Origin of the sequence: Rhizobium sp. WYCCWR 11146 (genome assembly GCF_013591995.1) — a bacterium.
GTDB classification, from domain to species: Bacteria; Pseudomonadota; Alphaproteobacteria; order Rhizobiales; family Rhizobiaceae; genus Rhizobium; species Rhizobium indicum.
Genome location: NZ_JACCEY010000022.1, coordinates 210025 through 225335, shown reverse-complemented (window position 1 = coordinate 225335; position 15311 = coordinate 210025). Strand labels below are relative to the sequence as shown.

The window sequence follows — 15311 nt, the reverse complement described above, 5'->3', positions numbered from 1 at the left end:
TTGTCCTTTATGTAAGTCCAAGAGCCGTAATTGATCAATATTGCATAGGAAATATCCTCTGTCTCGATGCCAGCCAGCCAATATCAAAGGAGTGAGCGGTATGCGGGACTATGCAAAAGAACGACCCGAGCACACGGAAAAATACATCGGAGAGAATGACTTATTTCTCGAAATATTTCATGGGCACAGCGATCCAGGGCAGTCCGTTCGGCCGCCTTTGCTCTTTGTTCACGGCGCCTTTACCGGGAGCTGGATGTGGAGCAAATACATTCCTCATTTCATATCGGCTGGATGGACCTCTTATTGCGTCAACCTGCGAGGCCACTACAAAAGCAGGTCGGTGGATTTCACAAAAATCCTGTTTGAAGATTACCTGGAAGACATCCGGCTGGTGATCTCCGAAATTGTCAAAGAATGTGGAACCCCGCCCATCGTGATCGGATTCAGCATGGGAGGAATCCTGAGCCAGAAACTGGCGGAAAGTGTGAAGATTGCCGGGCTAGTCTTGATCGATTCCAGCATTTGCCGGGAAGTGTATGCTGAGGCGCCGTATCGGGATCTTGCGTCCCAACCGCCCGGCCTCGTCGTACCTGCTCCAACACGCGATGAGCAAATCAGTGTAGATGAAACATTCGAGGATATCGAATTCCAGCGGAAGTATCTGTCCATGGAATCTGCAAAGGCATTCAGCGCATTCTCCTTTCATTTCGGGGCGGACGGGATTTCCATCGAAAGCGAGAAGATCACGTGCCCCAGCCTCGTCATTTGCGCCGTCAACGACGAATCCGATGATCATCGAAGCCTGGCGACAGCACGCCACATCGGTGGCGAATATCTAGGTCTCTGGGGTACGACACATACGGGTCTGCTCGTCGGGCAGAGGTATTACGAAGCTGTAAGCCGCATTATGGTCTGGTTGGCACGCTTTGATGGATGATAGATCTTCCGATAGAGCGTCACCTCGATCGGCCCCCGAGCACAGAGCCGCAAGCCAAGCTCAATCCTCCAGGCCAAGGCTCGCCAGCAGGCGGCTGACATAGGCTTCCAACCCGCCGACCATGTCGAAGCGGGTGGGATCGCGCAGCCAGAGCATCTGAAGGCCGTCCATCACCGCGATCAGCTCGGCCGCCATCGCCCCGCCATCGATTTTGCCGTCGATCGAGCCATCGGCGACGGCCTGTTCGAAGGTCGCGGCGATGTCATTCTGCAGCTGAGTGGCGCGATCGAGAAACCAGGCCTTGGCCGGGTGATCCTTCATCAGGCTCTCGGCATTCAGGATGGCGAAGGCCCTGATGACCTCGATCATTTCGGCGTTGCGGCGGAAGACCTCGACCATGCCTTTGAGCAAGCCGCGGAGATCGGAACGATGGGGGTCGATGAAGCTTTCGCTTTCGAGATCGCGCTTGTCCAGAATGGCGAGCAGCAGATCGACCTTGGTCGGGAAATGGTGCAGCAGGCCGGGCAGCGACAGGCCGACGTCGCGGGCCACATCGCCGATGGCGGCATTCTGGTAGCCGTCTTCGGCAAAGCGCCGCATCGCAGCCGTCAGGATCTCCGCACGGCGCGCTTCGCCCTTGCGGGATCTGCGCCGTCGCTTTTCGTCCTGTCCGGTCTTCGATTCAGAAAACTCTGCCATCGTCTCTTCCGCCTGCCTCTTTCTCCCGCCCTCCATCCATACATCACGGCTCGGCAGTTGACATCTTAAAAATACCGAGTAATCGGTAGGTTTAAGAACTGTCTGGCGCGTGGAGAAGTTGATGCCGCCGCCGGATGAATTGCCCGGGCATGCTCGGCCAGCACTTCGCAATGCCCGAATTCCATTGAAGGGGAGGTTTGCATGATCGATTCCATTCTCGACAAGATGACGCTCGAGGAGCAGGTCTCCCTGCTGTCCGGCGCCGATTTCTGGACGACGGTTCCCGTCGAGCGTCTTGATGTGCCGAAGATCAAGGTGACGGACGGACCGAATGGCGCCCGCGGCGCGGGTTCGCTGGTCGGCGGCGTCAAGGCGACCTGCTTTCCTGTCGCCATCGCGCTCGGCGCCACCTGGAATCCCGATCTCGTCGAGCGCATGGGTGTGGCGCTTGCCTGCCAGGCGAAGAGCAAGGGGGCCGCGGTGCTGCTCGCGCCCACAGTGAATATTCATCGTTCCGGGCTCAACGGGCGAAATTTCGAATGTTATTCCGAGGATCCGATGCTGACCGCGGAACTGGCCGTCGCCTATATCAAGGGCGTGCAGAGCCAGGGGATCGCCGCGACGATCAAGCACTTCGCCGGCAACGAATCCGAGATCGAGCGGCAGACCATGTCTTCCGATATCGACGAGCGGACGCTGCGCGAAATCTACCTTCCCCCCTTCGAACAGGCTGTCAGGCGCGCCGGCGTGATGGCCGTCATGTCCTCCTATAACCGCCTCAACGGCACCTATACGAGCGAGCATGAGTGGCTGCTGACCAAGGTGCTGCGCGAGGAATGGGGATTCGACGGGATCGTCATGTCCGACTGGTTTGGTTCGCATTCGACGGCCGAGACGATCAATGCCGGTCTTGATCTCGAAATGCCCGGCCCGGCGCGCGATCGCGGCGAGAAGCTGGTTGCGGCCGTGCGCGAGGGCAGGGTCGAAGCGGCAACGGTGCGGGCGGCGGCGCGGCGGATCCTGCTGCTGCTCGAGCGGGTCGGTGCCTTCGAGAAGAGGCCCGACCTCACCGAGCGGGCAGTCGACCTGCCGGAAGACCGGGCGCTGATCCGGCGTCTCGGCTCAGAGGGAGCAGTCCTTTTGAAGAACGACGGCATCCTGCCGCTTGCCAAGACGTCGCTCGACCGGATCGCCGTCATCGGACCCAACGCCGCGAGCGCGCGTGTGATGGGCGGCGGCAGCGCGCAGATCGCGGCGCATTACACGGTCAGCCCGCTCGAAGGGATTCGAGCCGCCCTTTCCAATGCCAACAGCGTCAGCCACGCCGTCGGCTGCCGCCACAACCGTCTGATCGAGGTGGCCAAGGGAAAGATCACCGTCGAATATTTCAAGGGGCGTGGTTGCCAGGGCACTCCGCTTCATGTCGAAACCGTCGACAAGGGTGAGTTCTTCTGGTTCGAGCTGCCGTCGGCCGAGCTCGACCCAACCGATTTCTCGGCACGGATGACGATGCAATTCGTGCCGGAGGAGAGCGGCGATCATGTCTTCGGCATGACCAATGCTGGACTGGCGCGGCTCTTCGTCGACGGCAGGCTCACGGTCGACGGCCATGATGGCTGGACACGCGGCGAGAATTATTTCGGCACCGCCAATGACGAACAGCGCGGCACGGTGGCGCTCGATCCGAGCCGAGCCCATGCCGTCACCGTGGAATATGACCCACCGGTGGCAAACGGGGAGGGGATCAACCTCACGGCCATTCGGTTCGGCGTCGAAAAGCCCTTGGGCGAGGCCGATATGCAGGACGCCGTCGAGACGGCGCTGAATGCCGATGTGGCGCTTCTCTTCGTCGGCCGCGACGGCGAATGGGATACCGAAGGCTTGGACCTGCCCGACATGCGGCTTCCGGGTCGGCAGGAGGAACTGATCGAGCGGGTCGCGGCGGTCAACGCCAACACCGTCGTCGTGCTGCAGACCGGCGGCCCGGTGGAAATGCCCTGGCTCGGCAAGGTTCGCGCCGTGCTGCAGATCTGGTATCCTGGGCAGGAGCTGGGCAATGCCGTCGCCGATGTCCTGTTCGGCGATGTCGAGCCCGGTGGGCGCCTGCCGCAGACATTTCCGAAGGCGCTTGCCGACAATTCCGCGATAACAGGTGATCCAGCCGTCTATCCGGGTAAGGATGGGCATGTGCGCTATGCCGAAGGCGTGTTCGTCGGCTATCGTCATCACGATACGCGCGCTGTCGAACCGCTCTTCCCCTTCGGTTTCGGCCTTGGCTATACACGCTTCAGCTGGGGCGAGGCGCGGCTCTCAGCGAGCGAAATGGGTGCCGAAGGCGTGACGATCAGCGTCGATCTGACCAATATCGGCGACCGGGCCGGATCGGAACTGGTCCAGCTCTATGTGCGCTCGCCAAAGTCCAAGGTGGAGCGGCCGGACAAGGAACTGCGGGCCTTCGCAAAGCTTTCGCTGCGATCCGGTGAGACGGGCACAGCCGAGCTGAAGATCCTGCCCCGCGATCTCGCTTATTTCGACGTCGAGTCTGGTGCCTTCCGCGCCGAACCGGGCGATTACCAACTGATCGTGGCCGCCAATGCCGCGGATATCAGGTTCATCATCGAACTGCCGTCACCATTCGACTACGTGCTGCCACCTTCGTATTAAACGCAGGCTGGCGAGATCCATATCGTATTCGAGTGAGCCCGGCCGATAACGCTTGACGCGTCTGCCCCAAGCGCTGAGTGGTTCGAGCTGGATCAGACCGCGTCGGGCTGAGTGCGCAGATTGGTGACGACGCGCCGGTTCTGCACCTTGCAGGAGCGCTCCGTGCAGTCGCGGACTTCGCGGTCGTTGCCGTAGCCCTTGGCCCACATGCGCCTGGCGTCCACGCCCTTCGAGGCGAGATAGGCCATCGCCGCATCGGCGCGCTTCTGCGACAGCGTCTCCATGCTGGATGCGGAGCCGGAGTCGTCGGCAAATCCCTGCAGTTTGAGCAGCCAGGAGGGGTTCCTGTTGAGCCAGGCGGCTTGGTTATCCAGGGTTGCCATGGCGACGGAATCGAGTGTTGCGGAGTCCTGCTTGAAGTAGATCCGCCGGCCGACATTGAGGATGAAATCCTCTTCGCTGCCCATCGCGACGTTTTCGAAGCCGGGCGCGGGATCGTTGGTCTGGCCGGTCATCGGCGCCGCAGCAGGTTCTTCCACGGAGGCGATATCGGTGGTGCTGCAGGCGGCGAGCGCCAAGAGCATGGCTGCGGCGGCAAGGCGCCTCATGTATCCGGTCGGAGCAGACATCAAGGTGATATTCCTTATTCGACCGGGGTCGCTTGGCTGACCTGCGCCGCACTTTCAGCCTGGTCGGCAATATGCGGCAGAACCTGCACCGCGGTGCCGATCGGGCAACGCTGGTAAAGATCGATGGCGTCTTCATTGAACATGCGGATACAGCCGCTGGAGGCATCCTTGCCGATGCTCCACGGCTCCAGCGTGCCGTGGAAGCGATAGCCGGTGTCGACGCCGTCGCGATGCAGGTACATGGCGCGGGGACCGAGCGGATTTTTCGGTGAGCCTCCCGCCACGAATTCGGGCAGTTCGGGATGGCGCTTGCGCATCTCCGGCGGCGGCGTCCAGCGCGGCCACAGCGATTTGCTGTCAATCGTGGCGCGGCCAAACCATTTGAAGCCCTCGCGGCCGACGCCGACGCCGTAGCGGATGGCGGTCTTGTTCTCCATGATCACGTAGAGGAAATGGTGCCTCGTATCGACGACAACGGTGCCGATCGGCTCGCTGCTGAAATATTTGACGACCTGGCGGTGCCACTTCTTGTCGATCTTGGCGAAGTTGGTTCTTCGGAACGTCACGCCATTGTCGACGATGGTGCCGTCGAAAAAGGAAGACGCCGCGGCAAATACCGGTTTCTGCACTGCACCGGCGCCAAGTAACGCCAATCCACCAAGCACAATATTTCTGCGTGTCCACGGCATCGGCAATATCCCCCTTAAAGCCAAGCAGCGAAGCGTCAGTAAATCAGATTTTTCATTTGCGACAACAGAAAAATCATCTCCTCCCTCAAGGCGGAGATCGGGGCACGGGCCTCCTGTGGCTGGTATTGCCCCATCGCTACTCTGGAATGCCGCGGCGCTTCGAGGGCCGGGCATTCATCTCCTCTGAAGATCGGCATGTACTCTTTGCGAGATGGCGCTTCCGCAACCGCCTGCGAGCCGATGCTCCTCACACGCGGGAGTTCCGTTTCTTGTGCGCATGCCTCCACAAGATCACCAAGCATCCGTCGCGCCACGCCAGGGACCACATGATGGGGCAAATGCCCGACACCTTCCAGCGATCTGAGGATCGGCCCCGGATGCTTCCTGCAAAGCCAATCGATATGCCAGTTCGGTGATATCACGCGGTCCGCCATCCCGAAGAGAACGTGCAGGGGAAGATCGCCAGGCAGATCTGGAAGGCGCTCCATGTCTCGGTTGAAGGCGCGCAACTCGTCCGCCATCGTGCGGATGGTAATGGGATTGACCACGTGAGAGGCCGGCAGGTCCGAGAGATGAGAAGGCAGGGGATTGGGAAAGGAGGACGACCTCAGGCCTCGATCGAGAAAGAATGCGGGCCACCGGCCGATGACGTGCTGGCGGATCAACGGCCCGACCACCGGAGCGACCGCCGATCTAAGCACAATCAACGGCTTCGGCGGCACCGGCCCGCAACATGGAGAGATGAGAAAAAGTCCCCTGACGAGGTCCGGTCTTCTTGCCGCAAGGTGTAGCGCGGCTGCGCTGCCGATCGAGTGCGCGACGATCGTCACCTCCGGCAGGTCAAGAGAGGCGAGAAGGCGTTCAAGCCAGAAGGACTGTCCCTCAGGTCCACGCTCAGCCGGTGCAAGCGGCGTGCTCAGTCCATAGCCGGGGCGGTCGGGTGCAATGATCCGGAAATCGCTGTTGTCGAAGGGAAGCAAAATTTCCTGCGCAAGACTGCCGCAGCCATGCAGGAGGAGGACTGGAATGCCATGTGGGTTGCCACCGTCAAGGATGTGAACATCCTGATCTTCAACGTGAATTGTTGTTCCGAGTGTCGGCTGGACTGGCTTCACTAACATGAGCCGCATAACTAAGATCTGAAGAAGAAGTTCCGGCCGGTTGCGGGACGGCGCCAACGGCATCGAGCCGTTAGAGTAGGATGGAAGGGAGGCCCAGCGCTGCCGCCTTATCTGTGCTACCATCACCGCGGTCTCGAAGCGGAAAGATCGGATGCTCCTTCAGCGTGTCAGTTTCTATGTGCTTCTGGTCCTCGTGACCATTGCGTTCGTCGCCGTCGTGCTACCGTTCTATTCGGCGATATTCTGGGCAGTCGTCCTCGCTATCATCTTCTTCCCGCTTCACGCCCGTATAGAGGCTCGGCTGGGTGGGCGGGGAAACCTTGCTGCAGCAGTGTCTGTGTTGATCTGTCTCTGCGTCGTGATCATTCCCGGGCTGATCGTCCTCAGTTCACTCGTCCAGCAGGGCAACCATCTCTATCAACGTATGGACACTGGCGAGATCGACGTCCGGAGCTTTATTCATAATCTGCAGGAAGCATTGCCCTTGTTCCTCCGCGACTGGCTCCGGAGCATCGAGCTGAACGGCGTCGATACGTTTCAGGACCGCGTCTCCTCGGCATTGATGCAGGGCGGCGGTTTTTTTGCCGGACGCGCCTTGAGCCTCGGTCAGAACACCCTGCGGTTCTTCGTCACCTTCGGCGTGATGCTCTATATCCTGTTCTTCATGTTCCGGGATGGGCGCGCCCTTGCCCGCGCCATCAGAAGAGCGCTGCCTCTCAGCGATGCCCATACCCTTCGCTTCACCTCCAAATTCACTTCGGTCGTTCACGCGACCGTGCGAGGCAATATTATCATCGCCATCATCCAGGGTTCGATCGGCGGCATCGCCTTCTGGGCCCTCGGCGTCGAGCCAGCCCTGCTGTGGGGCGTACTGATGAGCTTCCTGTCGCTGCTGCCTGCGGTCGGCGCCGCATTGATCTGGGTCCCCACGGCCATTTACCTGGCCCTGGCCGGTTTTTGGGTGAAGGCGATTGTGCTGGTTGCGGTCGGCGCCCTTGTCATCGGTCTTGTCGATAATCTTCTGCGGCCGCGCCTGGTCGGCAGGGAGACCAAGCTTCCCGACTATGTTGTCCTCATTTCCACCATTGGCGGCATTTCTCTCCTGGGCATCAATGGTTTCGTGATCGGGCCGCTGATAGCCGCTCTCTTCATCGCCGCTTGGGGGATATTCGTGGAGGAGGAGGGCACGTCGGATTCCTGACGAAGCGGCCGGTGCATTTAACGGTGGCTTCCGGAACTTTCGTCTCCCTGACTGGTTTGATAGATTCGAGCCATCATCATGTTCAATCGACGCCAACCGTAAGGTCGGTTTTCGGGGCCTATGTTACTATAGTGATCCGAGCAAGCAAGGTGCGGAAAGTGCGCCACGGACTGCCGGCAGAAGTCCGGGCCCTCTGGTCGGATCCTGATAAGCCCCGTTGAAGATGGGTCGAGGAGTGACCAGGAGGAGCGGGCATAAATGGAGCCTGGAACGACTCTCACCGCAACGTTTGACGTTCCGCTAACCGCACAACAGGAGGAAAGACCATGAAAGTGTCAGAGATCATGTCGCGCGATGTAGAAATCGCCAACCCTAATCAGACGATAGCCGAAATCGCGAGATGCATGGCCGACAGGCAGATCGGCTTCCTGCCGGTCGGCGACAATGACCGGCTCGTCGGAACCATCACGGACCGCGATCTTGTCGTGCGCGGACTTGCCGACGGATTAGGGGGCGATGCAAAGGTGCGCGAAGTCATGTCGCGCGATGTCAAATATTGTTTCGAAGACGAAGATGTCGACGACGTGACCCGCAATATGGGGCAGGTCCAGGTCCGCCGCCTTCCCGTCGTCAATCGTGACAAACGCCTTACCGGCGTCATCTCGCTCGGCGATGCGTCCCTGGCGGACACCGCTGCAGCGGGAGCCGGATTGAAAAAAGTGTCCCGTCCGGGCGGCGCTCATGCACATTAGAACCGGGATGATTTTGGCCTGAAGCAATCAGCGATCCTATCGCTTGAGATCATTCATCGTTGAGGTGGCAAGCCGACAAGTGCCCCGGTGCAACTTCCTTTTTCACCGGCACTTCCATATGACAGCGGTCCATCGCAAACGGGCATCTCGGATGGAAGTGGCAGCCTTTCGGCGGGTTTATCGGGCTGGGCAGTTCGCCATCGACGGGCTTGAACTGTCGCTTGCCGGGTTCGATGCGCGGCACTTCGGCCAAGAGCGCTTTCGTGTAAGGATGATTGGGCCGCCTGAAAACCTCCTCGACGGGCGCCTCTTCGACGATGCGGCCGAGATACATGATCGCAACGCGGTCGGAAATATGTTCCACGACGCCGAGATCATGGCTGACGAACAAATAGGTCAGGTCGAGCTTGTCACGAAGTTCCATGAACAGGTTGATCACCTGAGCCTGGATGGAAACGTCGAGCGCCGCGACGCTTTCGTCACAGACGAGGAATTTCGGCTGCACGGCGAGCGCGCGCGCAATATTGACGCGCTGCCGCTGGCCACCGGAAAACTGGTGCGGGTATCGCTTTTTCATGGCCGGGTCGAAACCGGCCAGCATCAAATATCTGTCGACATAGGCGTCGCGTTCCGTCGAGCGGGCAAGCCCATGTGTTCGAGGCGCCTCCCAGATAAGCTGCTCGACGGTCATGCGCGGATTGAGAGCCGCCATCGGATTCTGGAAAATCATCTGGCTGGCGAGACCAAACTGATGCTGCTCGCCTTTCGACATGGCGCTTCGGTCCATCCCCTTCCAGAGAATGTGGCCCTGGCTTGGCGAGGTGATCCCTGCAATGGCGCGGCCGAGCGTCGACTTCCCGCAGCCGCTTTCGCCGACAAGGCCGACAACCTCTCCGGGCCGAATGCTGAGGCTGACATTATCAAGCGCGTGAACGACAGGCGCCGGCTTGGCCAGTTTGAGCTTGAGCGCGATCTTGGCGGCGAGGTCGGGCTTGGCTCCGAAGCGCTGCGACACGTTCCTCGCTTCGATCAGGGGCGCGGCGGTCACCGTCATCATGCTACCTCTTTCGTTACGGGATGAATGCAACGGAAGGAGCGATCGCCTTCCGGCATGAGCGCCGGCATGACCAGACAGCCGTCGGTTGCCCGATCGCAGCGCGTACGAAAACTGCATCCCTGTGGGAGCCGGTTAATCGCCGGCGTCATGCCGCGGATCTGGTGAAGGGGCTCTCCGCGTCTGTTTTGCGAAGGAACGGACGCGATCAGACCGGCGGTGTAGGGATGGTGAGGATCGGTCAGAACCTTGCCCACCGGTCCGGTCTCGACGAGGCGGCCGGCATACATGACGGCGATCTCGTCGGCCAATCTTGAAACGATAGCCAGATCGTGGGTGATCCAGATCACCGCCGTACTTCCCTCTTCCGTGAGTTTCTGGAATTCGGAAATGATCTGGCTCTGGATCGTCACATCAAGCGCCGTTGTCGGTTCATCGGCGATGATGAGGTCCGGCTTGTGAAGAAGCGCGATGGCAATTGCCACGCGCTGGCGCATTCCGCCGGAAAACTGATGCGGATAGGCGGCAAGCCTTTCTTCAGGGCTTGGTATGCCGACCAGCGCCAAAGCATCCCGCGCCCGCTGCCGGGCGGCATCCTTCGAGACTCGCTCGTGTGCCTGGACGGCTTCCACCATCTGCGTTCCGACCGTCAGGACCGGATTGAGCGTCATCATCGGATCCTGGAATACCATGGCGATCCGCTTGCCGCGCAGCTGCCGCATCTCTTCGTCCGAATATTTCGCGATGTCGGCGCCGTCGAAGATGACCCTGCCGCCGACAACCCGGCCGGGTTTATCAAGGAGCCGCATGATCGAAAAGCCGGTCACCGACTTTCCGGATCCGGATTCTCCCACAAGACCAAGGACCTTGCCGCGCTCCACCGTGAACGACACATCATTGACGGCGCAAAGGCTGGGGCGTCCCCTGCCGCCGCCGAATTCGGTGACAAGATTGCTCACTTGCAGCAATGGGGTCATGACATGTTCCTCGGGTTGAGGACATCGCGCAGCCGGTCGCCGACGAGATTGATCGCCGCGATCGTGACCAGAAGCGCAATGCCGGGAAAGAAGCTGATCCAGTAAAGGCCTGTCAGAAGATACTGGTAGCCCGTCGAGATCAGCATGCCGAGCGAGGGTTCGGTCACGGATGCACCGAGACCGAGGAAGGACAAGGTTGCTTCGAGGCCGATTGCCCGGGCGATCTGCATGGTGGCGATGACGATGACCGGCGCAAGACAGTTCGGCAGCAGGTGCCTGAAGAGGATGCGCCATCCGGGCAGGCGCAGCATCCGGGCCGCCTCGATATATTCCTTCTCGCGCTCGACCAGAGCGGTGCCGCGGACCGTGCGGGCATAGGTCGCCCACTCGGCGATGATCAGTGCGATCACCACGTTGGGCACGCCCTTGCCAAGCACGGCAAGCATCATGAGCGCCATCAAGATGGTGGGAAACGACAGCTGCAGGTCGACGAGCCGCATCATCGCGGTTTCTGTGCGCCCTCCCATGTAAGCGGCGAACAGTCCGGCTGAGGTTCCGATGATGGCAGCGGCGAAAGCCGACAGAACGCCCACCAATAACGACGTGCGCAGCCCATAGAGGATGCCGGACAGGATATCGCGGCCCTGGCTGTCGGTACCGAGGTGATAGACAAGCCCGGTCATGGATTCGGACCCCGGCGGCAGTCGTCCATCCATGATGTCGAGCTGCATCAAATCATAGGGATTTTGCGGAGAGATCCATGGCGCGAACAGCGCCAGGCAACAGATGATCACCAGCGTGAGGAAGGCGATCGCCGCTGCCGGAGAGCTGAAGAAATCCGCGATCCCTTTCGAGAGACGACTGGGTTCGGGCGTTGGAGCGCTGGTGTCTTGCGTTTGTGGTTCGGCCATGGGGTCAAGCCTTTCCTTCCAGCCGGACCCGCGGATCCAGAAGGGTATAACAGATATCGATGATGAAATTGAGGACGACGAAGAGCAGCACCATCATCATCAGGTAGGCGACGATGACGGGGCGATCGAGAAGGTTGATCGAGTCGATGATGAGCTTGCCCATGCCCGGCCAGGCAAAGATGCTTTCGGTGACGACCGAAAAGGCGATCAGTGAGCCGAACTCGAGACCGATGATCGTCACCACCGGGATCATCAGGTTCTTGAGAACGTGCACCGAAATGATCCGCCGCTCTCGCAATCCCTTGGCGCGGGCAAACTTCACATAGTCCTGGGGAAGGACCTCCTGCACGCCGGCGCGGGTCAGCCGAAGAATGAGCGACGTCTTGAACAGAGCCAGGTTGAAGGCCGGCAATAGAAGATGCCTGATGCCGTCCCCGGTCAGAAACGACCATTGTGCGCCAAGCAGTTCCCGCGTTGGGCCGCGGCCATTTGTCGGCAACCAGCCGAGCTCGACGGAAAACACCATGATCAGCATGAGACCGACCCAGAAGGTCGGAAGCGAGAACCCCAGAATTGAGCCGCTCATGATCAGCTTGGAGGAGATCCGATTGGGGTAGAGCCCTGCATACAGCCCAAGCGGCAGGCCGAACAGCAGCGCGATGCCGAGAGCCGTGATCGCCAGTTCGAGCGTCGCCGGGAGGCGTTCGAGGATCAGGCCGAGCGCCGGCCGCCCATAAACGAAGCTGTTGCCGAAGTCCCCGTGCAGAAGCCCTTGGAGAAACAGCAGATACTGTTTCCACAGCGGCTGATCCAGGCCGTAATGCGCGATAACGAGTGCCCGCTCCGCCTGATTGGCGTCCGGGTTGATCAGGATGTCGACCGGGTTGCCGATCACATTGACGCCGATGAAGACAATGATCGTCATCGCGACAATGACGAACAGCGCCTGTATCAACCGCCTGATAATGGATGTGACCATTGAACCTCTCCCTACAGCGCCGTACGTCTTTTCGAGAGCCGCAAAGGCTGTAACACTTTGAATCGACGTCTTTGTTTTTACGCATGTCGTTGTCGCAAAACCGCTGCGCACTTTTGCGCGACATGCTTTAGCCGACGGAGATCGCCATCCCGTCGCGTTGCGGATCGGCCGCGCCTTTCGAGATGCCGCCGTCAATCTTGATCGCGTGGACTGCTGCGAACGCATATGTCTGCGGTGACCGCGCCACCTGGTAGCCCAGCGTCCGCAGCTCGTCTTCGACAGAGTGGCGAATGCGATTGCAGATGTCGATCGTGTTCGACACCCCTACGATCCTCGGCGCCGAGACGGCTTCGAGCACGGACATGTCGAAATCGATCATGTTCATCAGGCATTGCGCAACGGCGGGCGCGATATAGCTGCCGCCTGGCGCTCCAATGACGATGCTGGGCTCATCGCCCTTGAAGACGATCGTCGGTGCCGCCGAGCTGGGACGCCGCTTGCCGGGCGCGATGGAGCCGGGCTTGCCCGGAAGCGGATTAAAGCGGCTCATCGTGCCATTATACATGAAGCCGAGGCCGTCCGTGATCGCGCCCGAGGGACTGCCGAGGGTGTGGGTCATCGCGACGGCATTGCCGTCCTTGTCGATCACCGAGATGTGGGTGGTGTCGCGCTGCGAGCTATCAAGACGCGAAACACTGGCGATCTCGCCCGCCTTTATCGCGCCGGCATGCACCTTTGCATGCTCTTTCGACAGCAGCTTTTCATAGGGCACGTCGACATAGGCGGGATCGCCCATATGCGCGTCCTTGTCGATCGTCATCCGCTTCATCGCTTCGAACAGGATGTGGATATGTTCGGCGCTGCCATGCCGCAGCGAGCCGACATCGAACTGCTCCATGATATGCAGGAGTTCCAGCATCGGGAAGCCCGAGCCTGGCGGAGGTGAGGTAGCAATGCGGTTGTCGCGGTAGTCGCCCCAAACCGGCTCTACCTTCGACAATTCGTAACGCGCCAGATCCTGCCGATCGATCAAGCCGCCATTTGCCTTGAAATCGTCGGCGATCTGTTCGCCCAGTTCGCCGTGATAGAAGATGTCCGAGCCGCCGCTTCGCGCGATGCGTTCGAGGGTCTGTGCCATGTCCTTGTTGACGAGCAGGTCGCCGACATTCTTGATCGTGCCGTCATCGTGGAAATAGGTTCTCCGGCCCGTTTCAGAAAAGCGCAGCTTGTCGAGCGTGTTGGCAAAACCGTCGTTCGACTGGTCCTTGGCCCAATACCAGTGCATATGGTTTCGGATAATGAAACCGTTACGGGCAAGGCGGATAGCCGGCTTGATGAGATCGGCCCAATCGAAGGTGCCGTAGTCGCGCAGCGCGGTGTCATAGCCCTTGAGCGAGCCGGGGGTGCAGACGGCAAGGTAGCCGATATCGGAAATATTGCCTTCAAGCACGTAGCCGAAGCCGTCGCGGCTCTCGTGCTTGATCTTGTCGAGCCACATGTCCGGCGCAGCCTTCAACGGCGCGCGCGCATAAAATTCGAGGATCTCGTGCACACCCTTTTTCGGCATGTAGACATGCATGGAGCCGAAGCCGCCGATGCCGGCCATCTGCGGGTCGACCACCCCTTGGACGAAGGCACAGGCGAGTGCTGCGTCGATGGCATTGCCGCCGCGTTCGAGAACTTCCGCACCGGCTTCGACGGCCTCCGGCTGAGGCGCCACGATCGTTGCATTTCTCATTTCGCGCGCCGCTCCTCGAGTACCTTTGCCAGGAAGGCCTTGACGTGACCGAGAACTTTCATCCGGTCGTGAGAAACGCCCGGAACACAATCGAACGTCACATCGACACCCGCTTTGCGGAATGAGCTCGCCAGGGCGGCAAGGCGCTCGGGCCGCGTTTTGCCGGCGTCGTTTGCGCCGTCCATATAATATTTGCCGCCCGGCTTGTGGGTGATTTCCCAGGTCTCCAGATCGGCATCGCCGACGATCATGTGCACCGGCACCTTGGCGAGATCCTCGGGCCGGAAGGATTTGCCGAAGCGCGCTTCCAGATCCCGAATGCCGACCCACCAGTCACGCGTGGGATCCAGAAGGGTGACGGAACCAGGTGCGCCGATCGATGCCGCCCAGAGCTTTTCCGGATGCAGGATGGTGAAACGATGCACGAAATGCCCGCCGCCGGAGAAGCCGAACATGGCGAATTTGGACCAGTCCTGGCGGTATTTGTTGGCCATCTCCGCGACCATGGCGAGGACGACCTGATCGTAGCGGATGTCGCCTTCCTCAAGAAACTTGTAGCCGGAACGCGCACCATCGCCGAGAACGCCAACCGGGAAGATCGGGCAAAGGATGGCGCAATCGTTGTAGAGCCCGAATTCGGCAAAACCGTCGCGGAAGTCGATGGCCGACGTGCGCCCAGTGCCGTGGACCGCGACCAGGAGGTCGAGCTTGCGGCCGTCTGCCGCCGTTGGCGGCACATAAAGCACCATATGGAGGCGGGGATCGGCCTGAGAGGCGAAGATGGCCGTCTGGCCATAGTCATAGATGGCCTTCGCCCGGGCGACGGCTTCGCCCGTTCCAAGTTCCTGCATGAATGTCTCCTGGGAGATGAAGAAAGGGACGGCCCGGTGCGGCCCCATGCTGCTGTTTTAAACCGCGTCGCAGCGAGTGGATCGATGCGACGCACTTCAAGTCTTTATT

At 60.3% G+C, this 15311-nt stretch carries 14 protein-coding genes; 4 read left to right on the top strand and 10 right to left on the bottom strand.

Annotated elements, in window-relative coordinates; translation table 11 throughout:
• The first annotated feature begins 100 nt into the window (after positions 1-100).
• Positions 101-937, top strand: a complete 837-nt coding sequence (locus HX899_RS17125; protein ID WP_181292909.1) for an alpha/beta hydrolase — start codon at positions 101-103, stop codon at positions 935-937.
• Between the two features lie 60 nt (positions 938-997).
• Here HX899_RS17125 and HX899_RS17120 read toward each other — a convergent pair whose 3' ends face one another.
• The gene (locus HX899_RS17120) at positions 998-1636 is read right to left on the bottom strand and encodes a TetR/AcrR family transcriptional regulator (RefSeq protein ID WP_181292908.1); all 639 of its coding nucleotides are present in this window, start codon (positions 1634-1636) and stop codon (positions 998-1000) included.
• 201 nt (positions 1637-1837) lie between these two features.
• On the opposite strand from HX899_RS17120, the gene HX899_RS17115 reads away from it, so the two are divergent.
• Entirely contained in the window at positions 1838-4300 is a 2463-nt protein-coding gene (locus tag HX899_RS17115; RefSeq protein ID WP_181292907.1) for a glycoside hydrolase family 3 C-terminal domain-containing protein, read from the top strand.
• 92 nt (positions 4301-4392) lie between these two features.
• Here the strand turns inward: HX899_RS17115 and HX899_RS17110 are convergent, their stop codons facing one another.
• Genes HX899_RS17110 through HX899_RS17100 form a run of 3 tightly spaced genes read right to left on the bottom strand, consistent with a single transcriptional unit; the run spans position 4393 to position 6748 of the window.
• Positions 4393-4929 (bottom strand): OmpA family protein, encoded by a 537-nt coding sequence (locus tag HX899_RS17110; protein WP_138390402.1) that lies wholly within the window; start codon positions 4927-4929, stop codon positions 4393-4395.
• A gap of 14 nt (positions 4930-4943) precedes the next feature.
• Positions 4944-5618 (bottom strand): L,D-transpeptidase, encoded by a 675-nt coding sequence (locus tag HX899_RS17105; RefSeq protein WP_138390401.1) that lies wholly within the window; start codon positions 5616-5618, stop codon positions 4944-4946.
• Positions 5619-5653: 35 nt separating this feature from the next.
• Complete coding sequence (locus HX899_RS17100) at positions 5654-6748, bottom strand: alpha/beta fold hydrolase (protein ID WP_246697128.1); 1095 nt, start codon at positions 6746-6748, stop codon at positions 5654-5656.
• Positions 6749-6890: 142 nt separating this feature from the next.
• Between HX899_RS17100 and HX899_RS17095 the strand changes: the two genes are divergently transcribed.
• Both HX899_RS17095 and HX899_RS17090 read left to right on the top strand, forming a co-directional pair.
• Entirely contained in the window at positions 6891-7940 is a 1050-nt protein-coding gene (locus HX899_RS17095; protein WP_181292906.1) for an AI-2E family transporter, read from the top strand.
• Positions 7941-8266: 326 nt separating this feature from the next.
• Positions 8267-8692 (top strand): CBS domain-containing protein, encoded by a 426-nt coding sequence (locus tag HX899_RS17090; RefSeq protein WP_017957358.1) that lies wholly within the window; start codon positions 8267-8269, stop codon positions 8690-8692.
• 49 nt (positions 8693-8741) lie between these two features.
• Here the strand turns inward: HX899_RS17090 and HX899_RS17085 are convergent, their stop codons facing one another.
• The 6 genes from HX899_RS17085 to HX899_RS17060 all read right to left on the bottom strand — a co-directional run bounded on the left by HX899_RS17085 (position 8742) and on the right by HX899_RS17060 (position 15202).
• Positions 8742-9746 carry an ABC transporter ATP-binding protein gene (locus HX899_RS17085; protein ID WP_210273785.1) on the bottom strand — a complete coding sequence of 335 codons (1005 nt, stop codon included), beginning with the start codon at positions 9744-9746 and terminating at the stop codon, positions 8742-8744.
• Positions 9746-10723, bottom strand: a complete 978-nt coding sequence (locus tag HX899_RS17080; RefSeq protein ID WP_181292904.1) for an ABC transporter ATP-binding protein — start codon at positions 10721-10723, stop codon at positions 9746-9748. Before HX899_RS17080 ends, HX899_RS17085 begins: the two co-directional genes overlap by 1 nt.
• Complete coding sequence (locus HX899_RS17075; protein ID WP_138390398.1) at positions 10720-11634, bottom strand: ABC transporter permease; 915 nt, start codon at positions 11632-11634, stop codon at positions 10720-10722. Before HX899_RS17075 ends, HX899_RS17080 begins: the two co-directional genes overlap by 4 nt.
• A 4-nt stretch (positions 11635-11638) precedes the next feature.
• Positions 11639-12613, bottom strand: coding sequence for an ABC transporter permease (locus HX899_RS17070; protein ID WP_065282810.1), 975 nt, complete (start codon positions 12611-12613; stop codon positions 11639-11641).
• Positions 12614-12740: 127 nt separating this feature from the next.
• Entirely contained in the window at positions 12741-14351 is a 1611-nt protein-coding gene (gene ggt, locus HX899_RS17065; RefSeq protein WP_181292903.1) for a gamma-glutamyltransferase, read from the bottom strand.
• The gene (locus tag HX899_RS17060) at positions 14348-15202 is read right to left on the bottom strand and encodes an alpha/beta hydrolase (protein ID WP_181292902.1); all 855 of its coding nucleotides are present in this window, start codon (positions 15200-15202) and stop codon (positions 14348-14350) included. The genes ggt and HX899_RS17060 overlap by 4 nt, the downstream gene beginning before the upstream one ends.
• Between the last annotated feature and the right edge of the window lie 109 nt (positions 15203-15311).